The sequence below is a fragment of the Arthrobacter arabinosi genome (genome assembly GCF_054511115.1).
This window is the reverse complement of sequence record NZ_JBTNDF010000007.1, coordinates 21,136-39,452: the sequence shown is the minus strand read 5'-3', so window position 1 is coordinate 39,452 and position 18,317 is coordinate 21,136. Positions and strand designations below refer to the sequence as shown.

Here is an 18,317-nt window from a genome sequence, read left to right as displayed (position 1 = left end):
TTGTGCAGTCACCACTTCTCGATTCCAGGAGTTGAGAACGTGCAACGTTACTTCTTCGCGTTCAACTTTAGGATTTCAGTGAAGAATGCAACCTTCAGCTTGGCACCTTTAAAGATCTGATCACGGGCGATCTTGCCGTCATCAAGTTTAGCCACTTCTGCGTAAAGAAGCTTTTGAAGCTCCACTAGCTGTGTCTGGCTCGGTGAGGTTTTGAGAGAGGTGACTGGAATTTTATCGAAGTCAGACAGTAATTTGACCCCACTTGACCGGAGCGCATATGCAGCCACGAGGTAGTGGCGCGAGTTGGTCGCATCGTCAGCGATTGCTTTCGCCGCTGTAGATGCCAGGTAGGTGTCAACTGCATCTGCCACCTTCACGGCCTTGAGGTATATTTCCTCTGATCCATCCGGGTCAAAAACCCTGTTCCATCCCGCTTTCGTCCCGAGTAGGGTTCCGGGGCGGGCGCGAGCCGTGTCAGGTTCAAGTAGCCTGAATGCCATGGTGGCCTGCGCAACGTCAGTGACGGTTCGAATTCTGGCCGGAGCCACCGATGAGCCGCGGTACTGGTAACGGCGCCGTTCATAGTGCCAGTTCGCCGTCCGAAGGTACTCTTCGATTCGTCTCTGCTTTTCCTCATTGGCGTGCAGTTGGGTGCTGGCGATCGCGGTCTGATTGTTGGTGCCTGCAATGATTGCCTCGCGAACGTCCGGATCAGACTCCGTGATGAGGCGAACGAGAACGGGCTGCGCGAGGCGCTCTTTTGTCACGGTCTTGGCGAGTGCCTGGGCATGTATGACGTGCGACGTCTGAAGGCCGTTGACGATGAGAGGGTTGGTTGTCACCCATTCAAGTTCCACGGGATCAGATGCCTTATCAGCAATGATTGTGATTCCGTTGTTCAGCCACCAAAACTCGGTCGGGCTGTTGGTCGAAAGGGTCTTTGCGATGGCATTATTCACGCTGATGCTGTCGCCTGCATAATCGCGAACGTTCACGGCGAACAGTTCGTCGCGTATAACAGTTCCGCCGTCCCTCTGCAAAAACCGTAGGTAGTCCTCAATCTTCACGAGACCAACAAGTGCGGGGCCGACACGGACTGGAGCTTTCATGAAAATGAGCTTGGCGGTGAAGTCGTTGCTAACCCGGAGCTGAGTCACCACGTCTGCATCGGAGACATACTCGACGACGGCCGTACTGCCTGAGGGCAGTTTCGTCAAAAGCCACTCCTCAAGTTGCCTTCGCTTCGTCTCCTCGTAGTCGCTTAGGTTAACTTTGGACGCCAAAGTAACATAGCGGACGGTGAATCGCATGACAGGGGCGAGCATAGAGAGCCTCTCGCGAAGCTTCTGCAGTGCGAGAGCCTTTTCGACGACGTCGTCATTAAGCGGAATGCCCCGAAGATTACTAGCCGTGAGATTCGACTGAAGGATTTCCTTGAGTGTGCTCTCAATTTTCGGGAAAACATTGGTGTCCCAGTTCAACTCATGCTTAGCCTGCACAACAATGACATCCATCATCAGCCCCGGTTGCAAGCCTTCAAGAGCCTTCCTGCTCCTTCCTAGGCGTATGGAGTCGGACGCGACTAATTCTTGTCCGTTAAGAAAAACATGAAGGCTATCGATGCCTCCATCGTGTTTCGCGCCGACCATTCCGCTCTTGATTTGCGAGGGGTTGAGGCCGTACTGCCGCAAGGCGACCTCTCCTACTGCAAACCGCTCAAACGCGTCATCGTCGGACATTTTCGGGTAGTGGGAGGCCTTGTACGCAGCGAAGTTGTCTTTCGCAATGACTTGATCAGCAGTAAGTGGCATGAATGTACGTTAGCGCTTTCCGGCTTGGATCGGGGTACTGCGATGGCTCGCTGTGGAGGTGCGTCCCCCTGCCACGCAGCAAACTTCTCCCGAAGGGTTTATGGAACGTGCGGACCGCGATGTCGGTTCAGTGGGACTGTGCTTCATCACCCGTGCTCGAGCTGTAAGCGTGGGGCCTTCCAGCGCACCTTCAGCTGACGAACGCCCACGCCGGACGTTGTCATCCCGTTAGCTTGGCATGCCACTCATGCGCCCACTCGGGTCGGTCGATACGGAATTGGAGGTAGGAGCTGTCCTCGCCCAGGAACACCCCGGGCCCGCCCGATCCCGTCTCCTGCATTCCGAGGGAGCGCAGGATCCGGACCGATGCAGTGTTGTCGGCTAGCGCTTCCGCCCAGATGTGTTCCAGCCCCAGGCCATCGAACCCATACGCTAGGCCGGCTTCGGTGGCGCGTCGCCCCAACCCCTGCCCCCAGCGGCGCGAGGGACCGATCACGAACCCGAGCTCCTTCACTCCCGGGTCCGACCCGTGAAGATCCACGTACCCAACCAGCTCGTCAGTCGTGGGCTCCTCCACTGCCAACCGGATCAGATCGTCCGGCGGGTTCTCAACTTGTCGTACCCAGAAATCATGCAGGGCGACCGGTGAGGCTACAGTCCACCCGGTGTGCTGACAGAACCGAGTATCCCTGCCCCATGCGGTCAGGACAGTTGCGTCCGCGTGCTGCAGAGGCCGCAGACGCAGCGCGGACTGGTTCATGCCTCCAACCTATCGGCCCACCAGTGGCCTCGAATCCTCAACAGCGAATGGGTTATAGGAGGATCGATGCTTACGGGCAGGCTGTCAGGGTCCCTGTAGATTTGGTTGGTATGCGGAAGAGTGACAGCGGCTGGGGAGAACATGGATGAGTGATCGAGAGACATACTTTCAGCAGCTGACCCAGCGTGAATCCGAATTGGCATGGGCGGGCATGAAATTCGATTTCAAACGAATCGAGCAGTGGCACCGATCTGGGCAGGAAGCTTGGGACGCTGGTTTCGGATCAGTCCTACACGATGCGGACGCACTGACTGAGCCCCACCAAGTCTCGCACCTAATCGGATACCTGCTCCACACCGCAGTGGATCACCTGCATGCGCTAAAAACCCTGTTGGCTGATGCCGAAGCTCAACATACCTTCGCGCCGTACACCCTGATTCGAGGTTCCATTGAAGCAGCCTCAACTGCTCTTTGGATCCTCCAAGATGCTGATCCACGATTCGTTACGCGAAGGGCACTGCATCTGGAGTACCAGAATTTATGGGATCAAAGGCGCGCCACAAGGTTGATTGATAAAAACGCCGATTTTGACGAGGAACGCTTAGTTCTACTTAAGAAGGTAATGGATCGAAATAATCTGACCACGGCTGTGGTCAAGAAGCCGCTCCATGTGAGCGAAATAATAGAGATTGCGGCCGAAGTCTTCGCTCTGCCGGCTTCTCGTTTGACTTGGCAGATGTGCTCTGCTGCGGCCCATGGGCGCCCGTGGGCTAAACAGTTTCTTACCCTTTTTGAAGCCCATGATGACGACGGAATTTCGAAGACTCTCAGCGGTCAGCTCACTTCCAATCAGCTAGCCATGGCGGTGTCCCTTAATAATGCCTGCGAGGTCTTCGATAAAGCACGAGTAATTCGTAACAAGCATTCACGCAACCCCAACCACACAGGCTCAAGCTTCACCGGTCCATCGTCTGAGCTGCATGTTGTGACCAAGAGGCTGTTCACAGCGAGGTAGCTGCCGACCTGGAGCTGCCGGCGCTCCAGATCTCGCTATCCGTCAAGCGCTAACCCATGAACCCAGATGCGCTCCAGCCGCTCGATCTGGATATCATTCGGTATGGTCTCCTGCCAGCTCGTTCAAGACAATATCGAATGCCCTCTGCCTCATTCAGAAGACCGCTTGATGGAAACGTTCGCTGCGCACCGTCGCCTAGAAGCGGAGTACCACGATCCTCGCGCGTTCAGATACAATCTCAACGCGTTCCTAGCGTCAGTGAGTTCGATTCAGCAAATTCTGCAAAAGGAGATTGAGCAACGCGGCGACGTACAGCGATGGAATCAGGTACGAGATTCATTCAAGAACGATCCTTGCTTAAAATCTCTTGCAAGAGCACGTAACGTTACCCTTCACCAACAGGCAATCTTCGATGGAAGCTTGGTGCATATTGGGATGTATAGGTGGCGCCGACACAAACTTTCCGTAGCCCAACAGCTCCCGCATGACGCCCCTAGTGAGCGTCTGTTGAGGTGGTTTATCGGTACCGATCTGGGCAAGATGTTTCTTGATGAGGAACACTCTGCTTGGGGCGAGGAATACGGTGTATGGCGCCAGTACAACGTAGCTGAGATCAGCAAGACTGAGGACGTTTTGACTATGACCAGGCGTGGGTCTATTCGCTCCCACGAAATGCTAGCTGCAGCCCATCGTCTGTACTCAATCGAGGCCGGAAACCTTGACGATGAATATCTTCTTAGCAAGGACGGTCTTGCTGATGTCATGGTCCTTCTCGAAAGTGATATAGACCCATCCCTGCCTTCCAAATGGGGGTGGTATGGGAACACATCCTGATTTCACGAGTTGTAAGTTCGTGCACCTCAAGCACGGAACTCCTTGCCGACTAAGTGTAGGAGGCCATGACGTTGCTAACGCGTGATGTGGTCGCAGATGCAGGTGGTTGCCCATCGTGCGCGCCGTGTGGCCGGTGGTAGTTGTAGTGCAGATTCCAGATTTTGACTGCGGCAGCGCGTTCGACTTCCGAGTTCCAGGTGCGTGTGTAGAGGAATTCTTCGGCGAGGATCCGGTTGTATCGCTCGACCTTTCCGTTGTGTTGAGGCGTGTAGGGGGCGATGCGCTGGTGGCGGCTGGAACCGACCGCATCGCGGAAAGCTGCGGCCCGGTAGCAGGAGCCATTGTCGGTGACGATTCGCTCGATCCGGGTGATGCCGTGGGCTGCGAACCAGGCTTTCGCGCGGCCGAGGAACGCGACGGCTGTGACTGCCTTCTCGTCGGATAGTGCCTCGGTGTAGGCGAGTCGGGAGTATCCGTCGATGGCCGAGTGCAGGAAAATGTATCCGGTTTTCGCTCCGCGAGTCTTCGTGCGGGCCGCGGCTTTGGCTTCCGCGCTGTCTCTGCCGTGTACGCGCCACCCACCACCGTCGGGAATACGTCCGACCTTCTTGACGTCGAGATGCACCATGTGGCCCGGGCGTTTGGCGGTAATGCGTTGCGGTTCGCGGTTCGTCTCCCCGTTCGGATCGATGAATCTCCGTATATTCAGGCCCAGCTGAGCAAGTAGCCGGGTGATGGTGCGCCTACTGACCGGCGTCCCGCTTTGGTTGAGCTCGAAGGCGATGCGGGATGCTGACCATTTGTACTCACGCCGCATCGATTCGATCTGTTCCACGAGCTGGCCAGGCGTCGCTGAAGGTTGCCGGATAGGAGAAGACGAGCGATCCAGCAGGCCGAGTTCCCCGAACCGCTTGTACCTGTTAACCCACTTTGAGGCGGTCGCGCGAGAAATCCCCATTTCTTCGGCCACGTGCGCGATCGGTCGGGTCCGGCAGCGTTCGATCAATCGGCGGCGCCCTTCGGGTGAGAGCGGCGCGTTAGCGTGCAAACGTGAAGTCATGACGATCTCAGATCAGTTCCAGCACCGGTCCTTCATGGACGGCCCGGTATATGGCGTTGCGTATCGCGTTGGCCTGATCCGAGGTGAGTGTGCGGTCAATGGGGCGGAGTACGATCCGCAACAAAATGTTGACCTGGCCGTACTGTGTGCCGAGCCGAACACGCGCCGCCTCGGGTAGTTCCTCGTGCGTGGTGCGGCTGAGTACGTCAAGGGACTCGATGACCTTCGCATCGTCGCCGAGGGCGATGCGAATACGGTCGCCGAGCGTTTCCTCGTCTTCTTCCTCTGCCAGGACCACCGATATGTCGCGCCGGGAAGCGGGCAGCAGCGAGACGTGCTGCCACGGCTCCAGAGTCAGCATTTGAGCGGCAATGCGCGGGTCTTCGGCCCTTAGATAGCGAATGTCAGGGATCCTCTTGCGTAACATCAGGGCCCGCTCCAACCCCATGCCAAGAGCGAGGCCGGACCACCGTTCCGGGTCGAGTCCTGAACCGCGAAGCACCTCTGGATGGATGCGGCCGCATTCGGCAAGCTCGAGCCATTCGCCCTCGTGGAGGACGTCTATCTGCCGGCCGCCAACGGTGTAGGGGTGCGTGACATTGGTTGTCTTCCACTCGGCGCCCGGGAGCACTGCCTCGACCACGCGGGCGATCATCATCAGCATGTCCTTGTCGGCAGTATCCGAAGTGCTGCGGATGCGCCAGAGGTCTACCTGGTGTGGCTCACCCACGTGGCTACGATCAACCGCGTCACGCCGGTAGACGAGGCCCGGGGCCACGATCAGCTCATCGACCTCTTCTCGCCCTACGTAATCTTCGAGAGCAGTCGGGAGGCTGGCGCTGGTGTGACTTCTGAGCATCGCGGTGGGGCTGATGTAACGGGTGTACCGACGGGCGCGGGTGACGTCGTCGGGATCGTAACCGAGGCGGTCGTAGTTTTCACGCACGGGAACGACCGGAGAGTTGCGCACGTAGCGGACGGTGTGACCTCGCTCAGGTTGCAGTGCACTCACGACAGAGTCGAGAAGAGCCTGTACGGCGTGTGTGCCCTGCGCGGGATCAGTGAGGTCGCGTATGTTCAGCGCGTGGCAGAGCTGGTCAGAAGTCAGATAGTCGGCGTTCGACATGTGGAGATCTCCAAAAAGGGTGGCAGGTGGTTGAAGGAGTAAAACTTCCCCCGGCCGTACCTGCGGAGATCTGCTGCGCTACAGGAGCGCGTCGATAACCCCGCGGCCATAACCCGGCCGGGGGTCCCAAAATCGCTGCTGCCTGTGCATGGTTCGAGAGTACCCGTGCATCCCCTTTCTGGCGACGAACGTCAACAACCTCCTGGCCAGCAACAACTAAGTGTGTGCGGCACGCCCGTAAGCCGTCCCTCACCGCTCGAGCGTGAAGTGGAGTAGCAGTGCAGGCCTGTGCTAGGCCGGGCAGCGCACGTTTACCCCCGCAGGATGAAGATGCACGCACAGGCGCCCTATCCGTACATCAGACTGGTGCGCGAAGTGTTGCGTTTGGGTACACCCTGCGCAGCGCCGCCCGCACGGAAGCCGATCCCGCTGTGGGGCGCGAAGCTGGTGGGCATTATTGGTGGCTGGTTGTGGGGGTGAAGTCTGAGTGGAGCGGTTTATCCATTACTCCGAGTTTGCGTAGTGCCCAGGGACCTACGATGGCTCCGGAGAGGATCACTCCTCCTGCGATGAAGCAGGTGAGCTGCCAGGATGCGGCATCGTAGAGCATTCCCGCGGACGAGGCCCCGATAGCTGCGCCGATGAGCGTGGCAGCTGTGTAGATCCCCATCGCTGCCCCGATCTGGTGCGGGTACTTCTCGGTGATCACGGCTTGTTCGATCGGCATCACCAACGCCCATGCCACCCCGCAGAGAATCCATAGAGCGGCGATGATCAGGGGCCCGGAAGCGTATGCCAGGGAGATGGCAAAGACGCCGCTCAGGATGGACCCGACGATCATCCCGGCGCGCCGACCGATGCGCAGGACGACCTTGTGCAGCACTGGTGGAAGGACTCCCATGGCGATCGCTCCTGGGAGGAAGATGTAGGCGATTTCGATAACACCCAGCTCGAACGCGCGCTGAAGATGCAGGAGCAGCAAGATCCCGATCATGGTCTCGGCCAGCGCGGTCATCAGCGTCGCAATGAGCATCGGGCGCAGCGAACCGATCAGGACACGTGACCCCTGGGGCGTGGTGGATGCCTGTCTATCCGCTGACCGCAACGGTGCGGGTGCTGGGCTGAGGAAAAGAAGCACGGCGCCTATCGCGCATGCCGCCGCGCCGGCGAAGAAGGTCACCGGAAACGAATCGAACTGCCCCAGCAACATCAGGCCGGCAACAAAAGCGATCCATACCCCGGTTTCCTGGAAGGACATCAGCCGGGCGAACACACCGGAATCCTGTGGGAGATGCTCACCGACCATGGCTCGCAGCGAAACCCACAGGAGTGCTCCGCCGATACCACCGACAGTTGCTGCCGTGTACGCCAGAGGCAAGGAGCCGGCTACTGCGTATCCGCAGCAGGACAAGGCATACAGGAGGGCCCCGAGACCGGCAATGCGTTCGCGTTTCCGGGAATCTGCAAGGTGCCCGGCGATCGGGCGGGCTATGACGGAGACGATCATCTCCAGTGCAACGAGGAAGCCCACCTGTGCGGGACTGGCGCCGAGGGCTATTCCGGCCCAGAGCGGAATCAGGAAATCGAGCAACTCAGCTGGCCCGTTTGTGAGACCTGCTGCGACCAGTGCTGATCCGAGACGGGTGCGGCCCCGTGCAATGTCCCCCTGCATGCGCTCGATCCTAGCCGTACGAGACCAACCCTCCACAGCACTACTGCAGCGACCCCATAACTAGCCGTTCCAGGTGGCTGAAAGCTCGTCCGGAACCGATTGGGCCAGAACCCGGCGCGGAGGGTTTCGGTCAGGACACGTGGGTGTCGCGTTGGGATACACCGAGAGCAACATCGACGATACACGCGGAGCTTCTTGACCGCTTTCTCTGCACTAAGTCATTTCTTCTTGGGTGAGGGGTTAGCGGATGGATGGGCCGTTTTCGTAGACGAACTTTGCCTCGTACTGGGTGTCGGGCTTGGTCGCGGTAATGGTCACGGAGTGCTGCCCTGGTTGGAGCTCGTAGGAGGACCTGGCCGTGGTGGTGCCTGGCGAGGCCTGGCAGATCACCTCGAAGCCATCAGTCAGAGTCAGAGTGCCGGCGCTCAGGCACTTCAATTCGGCGCCGATGTGTGTGGCGTCCTCGGGCGGTTCGCCGAGCTCGATGGTCTGCGTGCCCGTGTAGGTGCCCGATACAGGTTCTGCAACCGCCGAAGGGACAGGGCCAGTGGGTGCGGGTTGGGGCTGATTCTCCGTTTCGAGGTCTCCGGCGGTGCATCCGGTGATTAGGAGGCCGGCCAGTAACCCGGTGAGCACTAGGACTGGTGATCGTCGCATGATCGACATGGTTTAGATCTGCGCGTCCGTGGCTTCAGCTTCCCTTGATCGCTCGAGCGCCGGGGCCAACGTTCTGATGACGATAGCTGCGCCGACGAGGGTCGTGCCCATCGGTATCAGTGCCCATCGAACCAGTGTCAGAACAAGGTCCACGAGTCCGACCCCGATAGAGGCCGTCGGTCCCACTGATTCTGCAAGTGCACCCATCAGCTGCGGAAGGAGTACCAACATGAATCCGCCGGTCACAATGAGGATGATGCCCCACTGGACGCACTTTTTGGCTGTCGCTTCCATTGTTCCCCCAAACGAAACTGATGATCGTCTGCTGATCGTAGTAGTTAGGCGGGTGAATGGGACCGGGGCGGGCACACAATTTTGGTCACGAGTTTCCAACTGTCTCTGACACTCTCGGCATAGAGGCGGTCCGCCCAACAGGTGTTGCGTTTGGGTACACCCATACCGGACGTCAGATGCTTTGGCGTAAACTGTCAGAATAGGATCATTTTTTTCGTTTGTGGACAGTAGTTGTCGCAGGTCTTAGAGTCAAAGCTGACAGATGAGGGGTATTTGGGTGACCGGGCAGCGAGTTGGCTACATCAGGGTGAGCAGTCTGGACCAGACGACGCTCCGTCAGCTCGATGGCGTAGCCGTCGATCGGAAGTACACCGATCATGCGTCGGGTAAGGACCAGAATCGGCCGGCCCTGGAGGACCTGCTCGATTTCGTCCGTGACGGCGACACCGTGGTTGTTCACTCGATGGACCGGCTCGCCCGCAACCTCGAGGACCTACGCGGCATCGTGCGACGACTGACCACCAAAGGCGTCCGGATCGAGTTCGTGCACGAGAAGCTCACGTTCACAGGGGACGACAATGCGATGGCGACCCTGCTGCTGAACGTCATGGGCGCATTCGCTGAGTTCGAACGCTCCCTGATCCGAGAACGCCAGCGAGAAGGAATAGCACTGGCGAAGGTGCGTGGCACCTACAAGGGACGTTCCAGATCCCTGAGCCCGGAGCGGGCTATCGAACTGTGTGAGAAGGCAGCCGCCGGTGTACCCAAAGCGGTACTGGCCCGTGAGTACGGCATCAGCCGCGAAACCGTGTACGCCTACCTCCGCGCCGGATCCGGCCAGAAGCCCGAGACTGATCCTGACGGGGAAAGCACACTGCGTGCCCTTGTTGAGAGTCTGCCCGCCGATACCAGGGCGACTCCTACAGTCGCCCCCTACGACAGCCTGCTCTCTGCACCGGCTACGCCCCTGAACCCTTCACCTGGATGAGCCTGACTTCCTCTAGGTCACAGTGCAGGTAGGTGCTCCCTTAGGCAGACGGGTCGTCCAGGCGGTCATTTACCGTTGCGACTCACCGGTTGGTGCAGGCGAGTACGAGAACCAGATGCTCACTCGCCTGCACGGAAGCCGGAATCCCGCGGCTTGCAGTGCAGAGAACTTCGAGAAACGACACGATCCTCAAGCTTCAAACACAAACGGTGAACGACCGGCTTACAGACGGCGGGTCAGGTGTCGAGGAAGTCCCACTCGCTACCCAGCACCCACCGTAGCGCGCTCATCTTCCCGTTCAGCATCCCAATCTCGAAGTCCGTGTACGGCCCGAGCTGCCCGGGCTTTGTATAGGTAGCCTCAACGCGCGCGCGGCCGGGGCCAGCGATGGCCTGGTGGCGCTCGAGCTCCTCTGCGTCCCCTTCCCGTTCGGCGCGGTAATCGTGCTGTAAGGACCGGTGGTACCAGATACGGTCAAACATCTCCGTCTCTGCGGCGAGAATCTCGTCCAGCCGCCGAGGCTCCTCTTGGAAGTCACTTTCCTCGAAGAGCTCCTCGATTTCCTCACCAAAGTGGTCGCGCAGGACTATGTCGAGGCCGTCCACACCGAGGGCGTATCGACTACCGGTTCCGTCGAATGCATCCGCTATGTCGTCATGTGGCTCCCGTCTATCGCCATTCGTCCCAGAAAAGTCGGTGTGGTTGGTGGTGATAAAGGCGTGCGGGTGCATCGTGAGATCCGCTCCCTGTGCGGCGGTCTGGTAAAGCTCGAATATGACGGCGTCGGCGATACTGTTCTTCCCGCTGTGGAATGGTGCGGCCTTTCTCAACCCACGCTCGATAACGCGGTTGGTCTCGACCTCCGATTGCTCGACTATCTGACCGGCAACGAGGAGCTCACGGATTTCGCGGAAGTTCCGGGTCGTCATCGCGCCGACGAGCGGGAGGTGCCGGCCGAGATTTTCGATGACCTCCACGGCGTGACCATCATCGTCGCTGCCGTAGGTCATGAGGTCATGGCGAATTTGTTTGAACCGAGCCGCAATGCTGGACGTCATGGCCGCCTGCACGCGGGCTTCGTTGCGGTCAAATTCCTCAATGACCACGGGTGGGACCAGCAGTTTCACCTCTCCCTGATGAATGAGCACCCGCAGCGCGACAATCCAGCGCTGCCCGTCTCGACGCTGCGCAAGGTCGAGACATGTAGAGGTATCGAAGAGGAGGTGCAGCACAAGGTCAGCCTATGGCAGCTGCACCGTAGGAGGATCCATTTCCGGGACAGCTGTCGCGTAGAAGGACGAGGTAGTGGCTCACCTGCAGGTGGACGACTTTGAGCTCCACCCTTCGGGCTCCACTCGCCCACAGGACCGACACCGCGGCCACAACTGACCTCGACTGTTGTGTCCCTATTGCCACTATTAGTTCTATTAGCCCTAGGTGAGACCAGCCCATGCTGTTCGTAACCACGCTGGTACAAGGCTGTGCACATCCACCGTTCACCCGAGGTGAGCCCTCCCATGTCGGTGAGGTGGTGGGTGTGTGCAGGCGGGCCAACGGGTTCCTGCTGTCCAGGTGTGTGCGGGACAAGCAGCGAAGCGTGGGGAGCTTGTGCCGTGCACATCTGGTCAGGAGGCGCACCAACCCTTCAACGCCAGGTTGATCAGCCCCGACAATTGAGAAGCCATCTTTATGACACCGCCAAAGTGGCATGAAAATAGCCCCAAAAACCAAGTCCGAAACGTGTATGCTCGGCGCAGAGGTCGAAACGGGTTTCGACCCTCCAGGTTCCTGCGGAGGGTCCCGGTTGGTAGGAGTCGGAATTGGAGAGAGCTGAACAGCTCAATGGCGTCGAGGAGCCGCGGCTTGTCCCAGTAGGGGTTTCGCTGGGGTACGCCCGGGTGTCGACCAAGGATCAGAATGTCGAGGCGCAGCGCCGGCTGTTGGTCGACGTCGGCTGTTATGACGTCTACACAGACATCGGGAAGTCCGGCGCAACGATGTCCCGACCACAACTCGATCAGTGTCTTCGGGCACTGCAGCCGGGAAACACGCTTGTGGTGACGAAGCTCGACAGGCTTGGCAGAACGGTACGTGGCCTTGTGGAACTCCTGGATTCGTTGAATGAGCGAGGAGTGCTGTTTCGGTCCTTGGGCGAAGGCATCGACACGACCACCCCAACGGGTCAGGTGATGTTGAACACCATCGCGTCCGTGGCGGAGATGGAGCGCGAGTTGATCCGTGAGCGCACGAAGGTCGGTCTCGCTGTGGCGGCGGGTAAGGGCGGTCGACCGCTGAAGCTGAAGCCGCACGACGTTGCGGAGGCTAGAAGGCTCCGAGAAGAGGGGAGATCGCTGGTGTGGATCGCCGAACGGTTGGGAGTGGGTAAATCGACGATTACCCGTGCGCTGCGATCTGATGGCTTGGGTGGTGCTGGGTACGGTGGGATGAGTATTTCTACCGGTTCCAGGGGGACATCCGATGGCGCGATCGCGCAAGCGCAACCAAATTGATGGTCAGGCAAGTCTCGACGCATTTCTTTTCCCACAACCAGAGGAGGTTCGTGATGAACAAGTACGGCAAGTTCGCGCAGGATACGTGGAAGATGACGGCCCCGACCCAGTACTCGCTGATTCCGGACCCGGACGAGTGGTTCCGGAAGCTGGGCGAGGAAGCAGCGCAGAGGGTCGAGGAACTGACCCGGGAGATAGCGGGACCGGACTCGATGACCGACTCGTTCCTGCAGAAGTACGGACGACTGACAGCCTCACAGAATCAGGCCGAGGAGATAGTCCGGGCCGAGATGCTGACGCCGGACGAGATGGAGACCGAGGGCGACGAGGCGGAGGAGGACGAAGTGGACCGCCGGAGCAGGGAACTCTGGGAGGCGAACCAGGAGACCCTTCGCCTGCAGAGGGAACTGCTGGACGCCTACCGGGACGCGGAGAGGGATCATTACAACCAGACCTCCTAACTCCGTCAGGTGAAAGAGAAACCCGCTTCATCCCTGTCCGGCAGGACGATCTAGCCCCTTCGGGTGCTCGAGCGCGTTTCCAGGCGAACGTCGCCGCCCTGCGTGGGTTGCGCGAGCTCCAGGAGCAGGACCGGGCAGCTACCGCCGCTGAGCGTAGTGTGCTGGCACGGTGGGGGAGCTGGGGTGCCACGGGCGTGGCGGAAGTCTTCGATGAGACTCGCCCCGAGTTCGCAGCTGACCGGGCTGAGTTGCGCGAGCTTTTGAGCGAAAGTGAGTACCGGGCCGCGAACCGCACGGTCATCAACGCCCACTACACCGACCCGGCCCTGGCCACGGAAATCTGGCGGACCCTGAACACGCTCGGATTCGCCGGCGGCCGCGTCCTGGAGCCAGGCTCCGGTGCCGGCACCTTCATCGGCCTCGCACCGAAGACTGCGACTGTGACCGGGGTTGAGCTGGACCCCATCACCGCCGGCATCTCGCAGGCCTTGTACCCGGATGCCGATATCCGTACTGAATCCTTTGCCGACACCCGCCTTCCGGCCGGCTACTTCGATGCCGCGGTGGGTAACGTCCCGTTCGCCAAGACCAGGCTGCACGATCCGCGCCATAACGCGGGCAACCACTCGATGCACAACCACTTCATTCTCAAGTCCCTGGCCCTGACCCGGCCCGGTGGCGTGGTCGGTGTCATCTCCTCAGCATTCACCCTTGATACCCAGAACCCGGCCGCACGCCGGGAAATTTTCGAGACAGCTGACCTGCTGGGTGCTGTCCGCCTCCCGACAGGGGCGCATCGCCGCGCCGCCGGTACCGATGCCCTCACCGACGTCCTGATCTTCCGCAAGCGGCTTCCGGGTGAGGAATCGCTAGATGACCGGTGGTTGGAATCGCGGGCCCTTGCCGCAGGGGATGACCCTGAGCAGGCTCCGGCCCGGATGAACGCCTACTTCATCGAGAATCCGCAGCGGGTCCTCGGGGAGCCGGTGGTTGGTAACGGTATGTACGGGTCGGCCACCCTGACTGTCCGGAACGAGGACCTGCGTTGGGTGCCGGAGCAGCTGCACGACCAGCTGCAGGACATCGCCCACGCCGCCGTCGACGGCGGCAGGGGAGCGGCCGAGCGTCAGGAAGGTCAGGTCATCGAGGTGGCCGCGATTGTTCCGGCGGGCAGTGACCTTCAGGTCGGGCACATCACCGCCGAGGCCGATGGTACTTTCACCCAGGTGGGCCTGGACGGTCTGGTTGCGCCGTTGAGTGTTCCAGCAACCCAAGCGGGCGAGCTGCGTTCTCTGCTGAGCCTGCGCGATGCGGGACGTTCGGTGCTCACACTCGAGGCGGGAAATGTCGAGGACACCCCTGAGCTGATGGCGGAGCGGGAGCGGTTGCGCGACACCTACCGGGCCTATGTGGATGCCTACGGCCCGATCAACCGCTTCAACGAGCGTAGGACCGGCAAAACAGATGAGGCCGGCGAAGACATCATGGCCCGAATTACGCCCAAGGCCGTTGCCCTGCTTCGAGGGGACCCCTTCGGGCCTCTCGTGAAGGCTTTGGAGAACTTCGATGAATCCACTCAGACGGCTACCGCTGCCGCGCTGCAGCGGGAGCGGCAGGTCCAGCCGCGCCAGCCCGTCCGCGGCGTCGACACCCCCGCGGAGGCCCTCGCGGTCACCCTCGACACGGTAGGGGAGGTAGACCTGTCCCAGGTCGCGTCCTTGCTGGGGGTCGATCAGGCCGCAGCACGGGAGGCCCTTGGTGACCTGGTGTATGACGTACCGGGGGAGCCCGGCATGCTGGAGACCCGGGCCGAATATTTGAGCGGAAACATCCGGGAAAAACTCGATGCAGCACGAGAAGCCGCAGAGGAGGACCCGGGGTTCGAGCGGAACATCGCTGACCTGCAGTCGGTTCTGCCCCTGCCGTTGGGCGCACATGAGATTGAGGCGAGGGTGGGCTCGGTGTGGATTGCCCCGGAGATCCACGAGCAGTTTCTGCAGGACATTCTGCGTGACCCGCAGGCCCGTGTGGACCGGATCAGCGGCGCGAACTGGGATGTGCAGGCGAACCGGCAGAACTTCCGGGCCCGCAACGACTGGGGTACCGCCCGTATGTCGGCCGGTGAAATCTTCAAGGATATGTTGGAGCAGAAACTTGTTCAGGTCACCGACCCGGACCCGGATCCCAACAGTGAGCGTCGGGTCGTCAACCCGGTCGAGACGACGGCCGCGCAGGAGAAGGCCCAGCTGATGCAGGACCGGTTCGGGGAGTGGGTGTGGGAGGACCCTGCGCGCACTGTGGCCCTGACCGATGAATACAACCGACGCTTCAACTCCTTGGTGCTGCGCGATTACACCGTCGAGGGCGAACGGATGACCCTGCCTGGTCTGGTGAAAAATTTCACTCCGCTGCCGCACCAGCGGGCCGCTGTGGCCCGCATGATTTCCGAGCCGTCCGTGGGCCTGTTCCACGAGGTTGGCGCCGGTAAGACCTTCGAGATGGTGATGGGTTCCATGGAGCTGCGCCGGCTCGGCATGGCACGCAAGCCGGCCGTTGTGGTGCCGAACCATATGTTGGATCAGTTTGCCAGGGAGTGGCTGCAGATCTATCCGCAGGCGCAGATTCTCGCTGCGTCCGCCACTGACCTGACCGGGGATAAGCGCCGGGACTTCATCGCCCGGGCGGCCGCGAATGACTGGGATGCGATCATCATGACCCGTACCGCGTTCGAACGAATCCCCTTGTCTGTCGAGTCCCAAGCTGCCTACGAGACGCGGGAGGTCGAGCGTATGCGCCAAGACCTGTTCGCGGCCAAAGAACGCGCGGAGCAACGCGGAGAACGCCCGATGAGCATCAAGAGACTCGAAAGCGGTCTCCAAGCACATGAGGAGCGGACCAAGCGGCTCCTGGAGCGTCCAGTGGACCCTGGTCTCACCTTCGAGCAGACCGGCATTGATTACCTTCTCGTGGACGAACTCCACGACTTCAAGAACCTCGCTACCGCCACGAATATCAAGGGCGCGGCCATCGCCGGCTCGAAGCGTGCCTCGGACCTGCACGCGAAGGTCGAGTATCTAAGGGACACCCACGGGGACCGGGTAATCACCGGTGCTACGGCGACACCGATCGCCAACAGTGTGACCGAGATGTATGTGATGCAGCGCTACCTGCGCCCGGACCTGTTGGAGCAGGCCGGCATCCATGACTTCGACACGTGGGCGGCGACCTTCGGCCAGGTCGTCACCGAGATGGAGATGACCGTCGTCGGTGGGAACGACTTCAAGATGCAGACCCGGTTCTCGAAGTTCCAGAACGTGCCCGAGCTGCTGAAAATGTTCCATACCTTCGCGGATGTGAAGACCGCAGAAGACCTGCAGCTGCCGGTGCCACTGATCGAGGAAAGAGAAGACGGCAAACGCCTGCCCCGAATGATCGCGGTCGAGCCGTCACTTGAGCTCGAGGCGTACATCGCGGACATCGGTGATCGGGCCGAGCAAATCCGAAACCGCTTGGTCGACGCGACCGAGGACAACATGCTCAAGGTCTCCACCGACGGCAGGAAAGCTGCCCTAGATATGCGCTTGGTTGACCCGGAGATGGACGCCCTGGTGGGCGAGACGAAGATCAGCGCGACCGCGGACCTGCTGGCAAGGGTGTATGAGGAAACCAAGGAACGCATCTACAACGATCCCGCGACAGGGGAGCCCCACCCGACACCCGGCGCACTTCAGATCGTGTTCTGCGATCTTGGCACACCTTCGGATAAGTGGAACGTGTACGAGCAGCTACGCGAGGATCTGGTGATGCGCGGCATGCCGGCAGAGAAAATCCGGTTCATGCACGAGGCAAAGAACGATGCGGAGAAGGGCCGGTTGTTTGCGGCATGCCGTTCCGGGGATGTCGCGGTGTTGGTTGGTTCGACGCAGAAGATGGGTGTGGGTACGAACATCCAAGACCGGACTGTGCACCTGGTGGACCTCGACGCGCCTTGGCGGCCGGCTGACGTGTCTCAACGTCACGGTCGTATCGTTCGCCGGGGGAATCAGAACGCCGAGGTTGCCATCTCGCAGGTGGTGACCAAGGGATCGTTCGACACTTTCATGTGGCAGACGCTGGAGCGCAAGAGCAAGTTCATCGACCAGATCATGCGCGGGAAACTCGACGTCCGGGAGATTGAGGACGTCGGTGACAACACCCTGTCCTTCGCGGAGGTCAAAGCCATTTCCAGTGGCAATCCGTTGATTCTGGAGAAGTCCAAAGCGGATCAGGAACTGTCTCGGCTGAGCCGTCTCGAAACAGGGTGGAACCGTAACCGGGCAGCACTTACACACCGTAAGAGCAGTGCCCAAACGAGGGGGGAGGCGATGGTGGCGATGCTCCCGGCACTGCGCGCGGCCGCTGATCGTACAACTCTGGACACGACAGGGGATGCGTTCCGTATGACCATCAACGGGAAGTCCGTGGACAAGCGCCCGGACGCCGTGGAAGCGCTGCGGCAATGGACAAGCGCCAACGCCGCAGGGCGGCCTCCGATCCAAGGTTCCAAAGACCTTGGCATCATCGCGAATGTCGCCGGCCACGACATCCGGTATGTGCAGAAGCAGGCGAACATGCTCGACATCGGGGCGTCCAAGGTGGAGCTGCAGGTCGAGGGCGCGCCCGGGGTGGCAGTGGAGCTCAAACGCACCGATGCTTTGTTCCCTACCGTGGGAGTGATCCAGCGCTTGGAGAACCAGGTGCGCAGACTGCCCGAGGAGGTAACGGCTCTGCAGAACAGGATCGAGGAAGCGCGCCAGGAGTACCGTGATGCTGCCACTGCGCTGCGGGAACCGTTCAAACACGGTAAGGCGCTGGAGGCAGCCAAGTGGGATGTTGAGAGAATCGGCCGGGAGATGCGTGGAGAAGATCCGGCACAGACGACGTTGGCCCCTGACTTGGAAGCCTTGAAACGAGCTACACGTTCGAGCTTCCCGACTCCGCCGACGCCCGGCGGAACTGCTGGCGGAGCGGCGAAAGCATCACCATCTAATCACCGCCCAGGCGTTGAGAAGGATCGGAAGAACGGTATCGGTAACTGACCTTCCACATCGATTCTCCACAAAGAATGAAAGGGGTGGCTCGCCGGTGCG

At 60.3% G+C, this 18,317-nt stretch carries 12 protein-coding genes and 1 pseudogene; 6 read left to right on the top strand and 7 right to left on the bottom strand.

Going from position 1 to position 18,317, the window contains the following annotated elements; genetic code table 11:
• Positions 1-47: 47 nt before the first annotated feature.
• Together ACX80P_RS15375 and ACX80P_RS15370 are read right to left on the bottom strand one after the other, a co-directional pair.
• Positions 48-1,811, bottom strand: coding sequence for an AIPR family protein (locus ACX80P_RS15375; RefSeq protein ID WP_459278986.1), 1,764 nt, complete (start codon positions 1,809-1,811; stop codon positions 48-50).
• A gap of 220 nt (positions 1,812-2,031) precedes the next feature.
• Positions 2,032-2,571, bottom strand: coding sequence for a GNAT family N-acetyltransferase (locus ACX80P_RS15370; RefSeq protein WP_459278985.1), 540 nt, complete (start codon positions 2,569-2,571; stop codon positions 2,032-2,034).
• Between the two features lie 145 nt (positions 2,572-2,716).
• Between ACX80P_RS15370 and ACX80P_RS15365 the strand changes: the two genes are divergently transcribed.
• Positions 2,717-3,586: a hypothetical protein gene (locus tag ACX80P_RS15365; protein ID WP_459278984.1), complete on the top strand. Its 870-nt coding sequence runs from the start codon at positions 2,717-2,719 to the stop codon at positions 3,584-3,586.
• A 66-nt stretch (positions 3,587-3,652) separates the two neighbouring features.
• Positions 3,653-4,420: an Ea47 family protein gene (locus ACX80P_RS15360; RefSeq protein ID WP_459278983.1), complete on the top strand. Its 768-nt coding sequence runs from the start codon at positions 3,653-3,655 to the stop codon at positions 4,418-4,420.
• Positions 4,421-4,469: 49 nt separating this feature from the next.
• Here the strand turns inward: ACX80P_RS15360 and ACX80P_RS15355 are convergent, their stop codons facing one another.
• From ACX80P_RS15355 to ACX80P_RS15340, 4 genes are all read right to left on the bottom strand, one after another.
• The gene (locus tag ACX80P_RS15355) at positions 4,470-5,480 is read right to left on the bottom strand and encodes an IS481 family transposase (RefSeq protein ID WP_459278982.1); all 1,011 of its coding nucleotides are present in this window, start codon (positions 5,478-5,480) and stop codon (positions 4,470-4,472) included.
• 7 nt (positions 5,481-5,487) lie between these two features.
• A complete protein-coding gene (gene srmL / locus ACX80P_RS15350; protein ID WP_459278981.1) occupies positions 5,488-6,606 on the bottom strand; it encodes a PheS-related mystery ligase SrmL in 1,119 nt (372 codons plus the stop codon).
• Between the two features lie 454 nt (positions 6,607-7,060).
• Positions 7,061-8,278 (bottom strand): MFS transporter, encoded by a 1,218-nt coding sequence (locus ACX80P_RS15345; RefSeq protein ID WP_459278980.1) that lies wholly within the window; start codon positions 8,276-8,278, stop codon positions 7,061-7,063.
• Between the two features lie 240 nt (positions 8,279-8,518).
• Positions 8,519-8,944, bottom strand: a complete 426-nt coding sequence (locus ACX80P_RS15340) for a hypothetical protein (RefSeq protein WP_459278979.1) — start codon at positions 8,942-8,944, stop codon at positions 8,519-8,521.
• A gap of 562 nt (positions 8,945-9,506) precedes the next feature.
• Here ACX80P_RS15340 and ACX80P_RS15335 point away from each other — a divergent pair.
• Positions 9,507-10,055, top strand: a pseudogene (locus tag ACX80P_RS15335) (recombinase family protein); the annotation flags it as partial.
• Positions 10,056-10,453: 398 nt separating this feature from the next.
• Here ACX80P_RS15335 and ACX80P_RS15330 read toward each other — a convergent pair.
• Entirely contained in the window at positions 10,454-11,449 is a 996-nt protein-coding gene (locus ACX80P_RS15330; RefSeq protein WP_459278978.1) for a PIN domain-containing protein, read from the bottom strand.
• 588 nt (positions 11,450-12,037) lie between these two features.
• Between ACX80P_RS15330 and ACX80P_RS15325 the strand changes: the two genes are divergently transcribed.
• The 3 genes from ACX80P_RS15325 to ACX80P_RS15315 all read left to right on the top strand — a co-directional run bounded on the left by ACX80P_RS15325 (position 12,038) and on the right by ACX80P_RS15315 (position 18,266).
• Complete coding sequence (locus ACX80P_RS15325; RefSeq protein ID WP_459278977.1) at positions 12,038-12,727, top strand: recombinase family protein; 690 nt, start codon at positions 12,038-12,040, stop codon at positions 12,725-12,727.
• Positions 12,727-13,188, top strand: coding sequence for a TnpV protein (locus ACX80P_RS15320; RefSeq protein ID WP_459278976.1), 462 nt, complete (start codon positions 12,727-12,729; stop codon positions 13,186-13,188). Before ACX80P_RS15325 ends, ACX80P_RS15320 begins: the two co-directional genes overlap by 1 nt.
• Positions 13,189-13,382: 194 nt before the next feature.
• Positions 13,383-18,266, top strand: a complete 4,884-nt coding sequence (locus ACX80P_RS15315; RefSeq protein ID WP_459278975.1) for a helicase-like domain-containing protein — start codon at positions 13,383-13,385, stop codon at positions 18,264-18,266.
• The last annotated feature ends 51 nt before the right edge of the window (positions 18,267-18,317 follow it).

Bases quoted from the DNA above. Each gene is read 5' to 3' on its own strand.
- ACX80P_RS15375 (WP_459278986.1), bottom strand. From the start codon at position 1,811: ATGCCACTTACTGCTGATCAAGTCATTGCGAAAGACAACTTCGCTGCG.
- ACX80P_RS15370 (WP_459278985.1), bottom strand. From the start codon at position 2,571: ATGAACCAGTCCGCGCTGCGTCTGCGGCCTCTGCAGCACGCGGACGCA.
- ACX80P_RS15365 (WP_459278984.1), top strand. From the start codon at position 2,717: ATGAGTGATCGAGAGACATACTTTCAGCAGCTGACCCAGCGTGAATCC.
- ACX80P_RS15360 (WP_459278983.1), top strand. From the start codon at position 3,653: ATGCGCTCCAGCCGCTCGATCTGGATATCATTCGGTATGGTCTCCTGC.
- ACX80P_RS15355 (WP_459278982.1), bottom strand. From the start codon at position 5,480: ATGACTTCACGTTTGCACGCTAACGCGCCGCTCTCACCCGAAGGGCGC.
- srmL (WP_459278981.1), bottom strand. From the start codon at position 6,606: ATGTCGAACGCCGACTATCTGACTTCTGACCAGCTCTGCCACGCGCTG.
- ACX80P_RS15345 (WP_459278980.1), bottom strand. From the start codon at position 8,278: ATGCAGGGGGACATTGCACGGGGCCGCACCCGTCTCGGATCAGCACTG.
- ACX80P_RS15340 (WP_459278979.1), bottom strand. From the start codon at position 8,944: ATGTCGATCATGCGACGATCACCAGTCCTAGTGCTCACCGGGTTACTG.
- ACX80P_RS15320 (WP_459278976.1), top strand. From the start codon at position 12,727: ATGGTCAGGCAAGTCTCGACGCATTTCTTTTCCCACAACCAGAGGAGG.